The organism is Hydrogenophaga palleronii NBRC 102513 (assembly GCF_001571225.1).
GTDB classification, from domain to species: Bacteria; Pseudomonadota; Gammaproteobacteria; order Burkholderiales; family Burkholderiaceae_C; genus Hydrogenophaga; species Hydrogenophaga palleronii.
The window spans coordinates 1-6,657 of record NZ_BCTJ01000075.1; the positions used below are offsets into that span (position 1 = coordinate 1).

At 67.2% G+C, this 6,657-nt stretch carries 4 protein-coding genes; 3 read left to right on the forward strand and 1 reads right to left on the reverse strand.

From position 1 onward, the window contains the following. Positions 1–17 precede the first annotated feature (17 nt). Positions 18–1,814: a DEAD/DEAH box helicase gene (locus HPA01S_RS22080; RefSeq protein WP_066273611.1), complete on the reverse strand. Its 1,797-nt coding sequence runs from the start codon at positions 1,812–1,814 to the stop codon at positions 18–20. 307 nt (positions 1,815–2,121) lie between these two features. On the opposite strand from HPA01S_RS22080, the gene ettA reads away from it, so the two are divergent. The 3 genes from ettA (at position 2,122) to HPA01S_RS22095 (ending at position 6,649) form a co-directional block, all read left to right on the forward strand. Next, on the forward strand, positions 2,122–3,783 hold the full coding sequence (gene ettA / locus HPA01S_RS22085; protein ID WP_066273612.1) for an energy-dependent translational throttle protein EttA: 1,662 nt from the start codon (positions 2,122–2,124) through the stop codon (positions 3,781–3,783). Positions 3,784–3,907: 124 nt separating this feature from the next. Further along, entirely contained in the window at positions 3,908–4,456 is a 549-nt protein-coding gene (locus HPA01S_RS22090) for a DUF1415 domain-containing protein (protein ID WP_066273613.1), read from the forward strand. Positions 4,457–4,564: 108 nt separating this feature from the next. Beyond that, positions 4,565–6,649, forward strand: coding sequence for a DUF1631 family protein (locus HPA01S_RS22095; protein ID WP_066273614.1), 2,085 nt, complete (start codon positions 4,565–4,567; stop codon positions 6,647–6,649). Positions 6,650–6,657: the final 8 nt, after the last annotated feature.

A 6,657-nucleotide genomic window follows, 5' to 3' on the forward strand; every position in this document is an offset into this window, starting at 1 on the left:
CAGGGGGAGCCCCGAATTCAGCGGATACGACCGTAGCTGGTGCGCAGCGGATCGGCGTTGCCGCCACCACCACCACCGCCGCCACCGTTGCGCGGGCCGCCACGGCCACCGCCACCGCCGCCCTTGCCACCGCGGTTGCCGGTGCGCATGGCGTCGATGCTGGTGCGCAGCGGATCGGGCTGGCCGCCCGGGTTGGCCGCGCGGGGGCGCGGTTCCTTGATGCGCAGGCTGCCCAGGTGGGCGTTCGGGCCGGGCTGGCGCTCGGCACCGGGTTCGCGGTCTTCGCGTGGACCACGGTCTTCACGCGGGCCGCGGTCTTCGCGCGGCGGGCGCTGGCCGTGCTGGCCACCACCACCGTTGCCACGGCGGGCCTGGCCGTTGCCACCACCACCGTTGCCGTTGGCGCGCTGGCCACCACCGCCGCGGCGGCCTTCACCGCGCGGGCCGTCCGGCTGGCCGTCGCCGGCCGGGCGCTGGCGTTGACCGCCACCACCACCGTTGCCACCACGGCCTTGTTGCGGTTCACCGGCCTTCTTCTCGCGCACGCGCTGCAGCATCTCGGTGCGCGCGGCCTTGGCGGCAGCGGCCATCACCTCGCGGCTCGGCGGCTTGCCGGCACCGCCCCAGATGGTCTGGCGGCCCATGGCGATGGGCTCGGCCTTCTCACCCGGCTCGGGCATGAATTCGGGGAACATCTGCACCGGGATGCGCTGTTTGGTGAAGCGCTCGATTTCCATCATGAAGCCTTCTTCGTCCAGGCTCACGAGGTTGACGGCTTCACCGCTGTTGCCGGCGCGGCCCGTGCGGCCGATGCGGTGCACGTAGTCTTCGCTGATGTTCGGGATTTCGTAGTTCACCACGTGCGGCAGCTCGTCGATGTCGATGCCGCGCGCCGCGATGTCGGTGGCCACCAGGGCGCGGATCTCGCCGCTCTTGAAGCCGGCCAGTGCCTGGGTGCGTGCACCCTGGCTCTTGTTGCCGTGCAGCGCCATCGCGTGGATGCCGTTCTTGGTCAGGTACTCGGCGACGTTGTTGGCTCCGAACTTGGTGCGCGTGAACACCAGCACCTGGCTCCAGTTGTGCTGGTTGATGATGTGCACCAGCAGGGCCTTCTTCTTGCCGCGGCCAACCGGGTGGATCACCTGGGTGATGCGCTGCACGGTGGTGTTGCGCGGCGTCACCTGGATGTGCTGCGGGTCTTTCAGCAGGTTGCTCGCCAGGTCGCGGATCTCGTCGCTGAAGGTGGCCGAGAACAGCAGGCTCTGCTTGTCCTTGGGCACCAGGGCCAGGATCTTCTTCACGTCGTGGATGAAGCCCATGTCCAGCATGCGGTCAGCTTCGTCGAGCACCAGCATCTGCACGGTGGACAGATCGAGGAAACCTTGTTGCTGCAGGTCAAGCAGGCGGCCGGGCGTGGCCACCAGGATGTCGACGCCGCGCTTCATGGCGTTGATCTGCGGGTTCATGCCGACGCCGCCGAAGACCACGGTGGAGGTCAGCGACAGGTGTTTGCCGTAGACGCGCACCGACTCTTCAACCTGGGCCGCGAGTTCGCGGGTCGGGGTGAGCACCAGGGCGCGGATGCCGACGCCGCCGAAGCGGTTCTTGCTGCGTTCGCCGGCGGACAGGCGCTGCAGCATGGGCAGGGTGAAGGCAGCGGTCTTGCCGGTGCCGGTCTGGGCGCCACCGAGCAGGTCGCGGCCGGCCAGCACGGCCGGGATGGCTTCTGCCTGGATGGGCGTGGGAGTTTCATAGCCGTGCTCGCGCACAGCTTGCACGATGGCCGGGGCCAGATTCAGATCGTCAAAGGTCATTTAGATGGAGGCGCCCGTCCAGGGCGCTGGGGGCATCGGCCACTCCGGTTGTCGATGCCTGGGTGGCAGCGGCGCCCGGTCAGTCTGGGGCAGATGGATTCAGGAAGACGGTGCCGCAAGCGGTTTGCGCGCACCCCGGCGAAGTGCCGGTGCCAAGCCAACTGAAGTGCTTGACAGGCCGTATTGTCGCACGACAGCGCGCCGCACCCCCGCGCCGGGCGCTCAAAAAAGCAGAGCGCCCCTCTAAGGGGATAATCAACGGTTGCGCGGCCGTCGTGGCTGCAGCTCTTTCAGGCAGAAAAATCCCATGGCTCAATACGTCTTTTCCATGAACCGGGTCGGCAAGATCGTGCCGCCCAAGCGTCAGATCCTCAAGGACATTTCGCTTTCGTTCTTCCCAGGCGCCAAGATCGGCGTGCTCGGCACCAACGGTTCGGGCAAGTCCACGCTGCTCAAGATCATGGCCGGCCTCGACAAGGAAATCGAGGGCGAAGCCATCCCGATGCCGGGCATCCGCATCGGTTACCTGCCGCAGGAGCCACAGCTCGACCCCGAGCAGACCGTGCGCGAAGCGGTGGAGAACAGCATGAGCGGCGTGCGCGCAGCGCAGAAGCGCCTGGAAGAGGTGTACGCGGCCTACGCCGAAGAAGACGCCGACTTCGACGCCCTGGCGGCCGAACAGGCACAGCTCGAAGCCATCATCTCCACCTCGGGCACCGACGGTGAGCACCAGCTGGAAATCGCCGCCGACGCGCTGCGCCTGCCGCCCTGGGACGCCAAGGTCGGCGTGCTCTCCGGTGGTGAGAAGCGCCGCGTGGCGCTGTGCTGCATGCTGCTGTCCAAGCCCGACATGCTGCTGCTCGACGAACCCACCAACCACTTGGACGCCGAATCGGTGGACTGGCTGGAGCAGTTCCTCAAGCGCTTCTCGGGCACCGTGGTGGCCATCACCCACGATCGTTACTTCCTCGACAATGCCGCCGAGTGGATTCTCGAACTCGACCGCGGCCACGGCATTCCGTACAAGGGCAACTACTCGACCTGGCTGGAGCAGAAGGAAGCCCGCCTGGAGCAGGAGCAGCGCACCGAAGACGCACGCACCAAGGCCATGAAGAAGGAACTGGAGTGGGTGCGCCAGAACCCCAAGGGCCGCCAGGCCAAGAGCAAGGCGCGTCTGGCGCGCTTTGAAGAGCTGAGCGACGTCGACTACCAGAAGCGCAACGAGACCAACGAAATCTTCATTCCCGTGGCCGAACGCCTGGGCAACGAAGTGTTCGAGTTCAAGAACGTCAGCAAGTCCTTCGGCGACCGCCTGCTCATCGACAACCTGAGCTTCCAGATTCCCGCCGGTGCCATCGTCGGCATCATCGGCCCCAACGGCGCCGGCAAGTCCACGCTGTTCAAGTTGATCTCCGGCAAGGAGCAGCCCGACAGCGGCGAGGTCAAGATCGGCCAGACCGTGCGCATGGCGGTGGTCGACCAGAGCCGCGATGGCCTGGCCGGCGAGAAGACCGTCTGGGAAGACATCTCGGGTGGCCTGGACATGATCACCGTGGGCAAGTTCCAGATGCCCAGCCGCGCCTACTGCGGCCGCTTCAACTTCTCCGGCGGTGACCAGCAGAAACGCGTGGGCACGCTGTCGGGCGGTGAACGTGGCCGCCTGCACCTGGCCAAGACCCTGGCCGAAGGCGGCAACGTGCTGCTGCTGGACGAACCCTCGAACGACCTGGACGTGGAAACCCTGCGCGCGCTGGAAGACGCGCTGCTCGAGTTCGCCGGCTGCGCGCTGGTGATCAGCCACGATCGCTGGTTCCTCGACCGCATCGCCACCCACATCCTGGCTGCCGAAGGCGACAGCCAGTGGGTGTTCTTCAACGGCAACTACCAGGAATACGAAGCCGACAAGAAGAAGCGCCTGGGTGAAGAGGGCGCCAAGCCCAAGCGCATGCGCTTCAAGGCGTTGAAGTAAGCCCACCCCCGCGCCGGGCCTACTGCGTGGCCCGTCACCCCCTCAAGGGGGCGATGCTTGCGGGCCGGCGGAGCCGGACCCGCGGCATCCTGGACGACATCGCCTCACACGTACCGCCTTTGCCATGACGACAGAAGAACAAGTCCTCGCCGACACCCGCCGCTGGATCGAGAAGGCCGTCATCGGCCTGAACCTGTGCCCGTTCGCGCGCGCCGTCTACGTGAAGGACCAGGTGCGCATCGTGGTCAGCACGGCGCGCCACCTCGACGCTTTTCTGGACGACCTCGACCGTGAGCTGGACCTGCTGGTGGCCACGCCGGCCGAGCAGATCGACACCACGCTGCTGGTGCACGCCACGCTGTTCCCCGACTTCGAGGTCTTCAACGACTTCCTCAACGTGGTCGACGACGTGGTCGCCGAACACGAGCTGGAGGGCGTGATCCAGGTGGCGCCTTTCCATCCCCTGTTCCAGTTCGAGGGCACGGAGCCCGACGACGTGACCAACGCCACCAACCGCGCCCCGTACCCCACGCTGCACCTGCTGCGTGAGGACAGCGTGGAGCGCGCCGTGGCCACCGACGGCGGGGACGCCGACGCCATCGTCGAGCGCAACCTGCAGACCCTGCGCGACCTGGGTGCCGAGGGCTGGCGCGCCCTGATGCAGAAGCCCTGAAACAGGGCCTCTTTCGAGGCGCCTTTCTCCTGTATGGCGCCGGTGCGCTTTCGTGGACAATGTACGGACCCTTCGTACCGTACTCCTGCTCACGAAAGACCCCGCTGCATGGACGCGAGCAATACCCAGGCCTTTGATGCCAGCATCCGTCAGGCGCTCACGCTCACCCGCGACTGGGTGCCGCGCTGGCTCGGCAAGCTGCACAGCACACTGCGCGACCGTGAGCACACGGCGAGCCACCTGAGCGAAAAGCAGGGCCTGGTCCAGGCCCGCACCACGCTGGAAGCCCACCGCGACCTGGTCGCCACGCGGTTCCTGGCCGCGTTCGCCGAATCGGTGCAGAACGCCTTGCCCCACACTGGCAGCGGAACGCGCCGTTCGCCCGCGGTGAGCTTCGACGAACTTGAACTCATGGGCGATGACCAGGTGCAGGAAACCGTGGAGCTGGCCCGCGTGCAGCAGATCGTGAAGATGGCGGTGGACGAGGAGCTTGCCACCCTGACCTCGCTGCTCAACGGCGCCCAGGGCCTGACCACGGTGCACCCCGACGCCAACCCGCTGCGCGCCGAAGTGGTGGTGGCGGCGCTGATGACCGCACTCAAGGGTCTGCATGTGGACGCCGCCGTGCGCGCGCGCTGGCTGCAGACCGGCGCCATCACGCTCGGCGACGAGTTGCGCGGCATGTACGTCCAGCTGGCCCGTGAACTCGAAAAGGCTGGGGTGAAGCCCGCCGGTTACGTGGTGACGCAGACCGCCATCGGCCGCCAGCCTGCCTTCGAACTCAAGGAAGAAGCGGTCTCGGTGCAGGAGGTGCTGGGCGACGACAACCTGCTCACGCTGGACCACCTGCACCAGTTGCTGGTGGGCAACCTGGACCTGAACGACAAGGCGCGGAACCGCACCGCGGTGTCGGAAAACATGATGGGCCGCACCCTGGCCAGCGAGGTGGTCACGCTGATGCTCAAGCGCATCGCGTCCGACGAACGCCTGCTCGCCCCTGTGCGCGACCAGCTCCAGGAGATGAAGCCCGCGCTGCTGCAACTTGCACGCAGCGAACCGCGTTTCTTCGCCGACAAGGAGAACCCGGCGCGCCGTCTGCTCGACGCCATCACCGAACGCAGCCTGGCCTTCACCAGTGAGCTCGATCCCGGCTTCGCTCCGTTCTCCAACCAGGTGCGCAGCATCGTGCGCACGCTGCTCAACCCCGGCCCCGACCTGTCGGCCCGTTTCCCCGGCCTGCTCGACGAGCTCAAGCGTTCACAGGCCGCCACCGTCGCGCCGGCCCAGGTGCAGGCACGTGGCCTGGCGGTGCAGACCCTGGTGCGCGTGGAGCAACGCAACCTGCTCGCTGAACGTGTCGCGGCCGAAATACGGGCGCGCAACGACTTCGACAAGGCCCCCGGCGTGGTGCGGCGTTTCCTCACTGGCCCCTGGTCGCAGGTGGTGGCGCAGGCGCGCCTGGAGTCGGCTGACGCCGCAGCCCTCGGCACCGACGGCCAAGCCGCCGCGCTGCGCTACAACGACATCCTGCCCGACCTGCTGTGGTCCAGCCAGCTCGCGCTGGCCAGCCTGAACCGGCCGCGCCTGGTCAAGATCATTCCCGGCGTGCTGCGCACGCTGCGCGAAGGCCTGGACGCCATTGACTACCCGCGCGAGCAGGCAGAGTCCTTCTTCCAGGCACTCATGGGCCTGCACGAAGCGGCTTACAAGACTCAACGCAACGGGCCGCCGCCCGACGACCAACCCAGCATCCAGCCCGAGGAAGATGACGAGCCCTGGATGCAGCGCACCGAGGCGCGCGACTCCTGCCTGATGGACGACACCTTCCTCGAAGCACAGGCCACCACCACCCAGCCGGCGTTTCTGGAAACCCAGCCGATGCAGCGCGACTGGGCCGACGTCAAGGCCGAGATGGCGGTGCAACGCGGCGCCGATGCCTTGCCGGTAGGCACCTGGGTCGATGTGCTGCAGGACGGCCAGGCCACGCGCTGGCAGATCACCTGGGCCAGCCCGCACGGCACGATGTTCCTGTTCACCAGCGCCCATGGGCGTTCGCTGTCCATGACCAAACGCGGCCTGGAACGCCTGTTGGAGCAAGATCGCCTGCGCGTGGTGGCCAACCACGGCGTGGTGGACGAGGCGCTGGACGAAGTGGCGCGCCAGGCCTGGTTGAACAGCGCGAAAACGCGATGACCCCCCTG

Excerpts from the sequence above, each read along its gene's own strand:
- HPA01S_RS22080 (WP_066273611.1), bottom strand. The coding sequence starts at position 1,814 with ATGACCTTTGACGATCTGAATCTGGCCCCGGCCATCGTGCAAGCTGTG.
- ettA (WP_066273612.1), top strand. The coding sequence starts at position 2,122 with ATGGCTCAATACGTCTTTTCCATGAACCGGGTCGGCAAGATCGTGCCG.
- HPA01S_RS22090 (WP_066273613.1), top strand. The coding sequence starts at position 3,908 with ATGACGACAGAAGAACAAGTCCTCGCCGACACCCGCCGCTGGATCGAG.
- HPA01S_RS22095 (WP_066273614.1), top strand. The coding sequence starts at position 4,565 with ATGGACGCGAGCAATACCCAGGCCTTTGATGCCAGCATCCGTCAGGCG.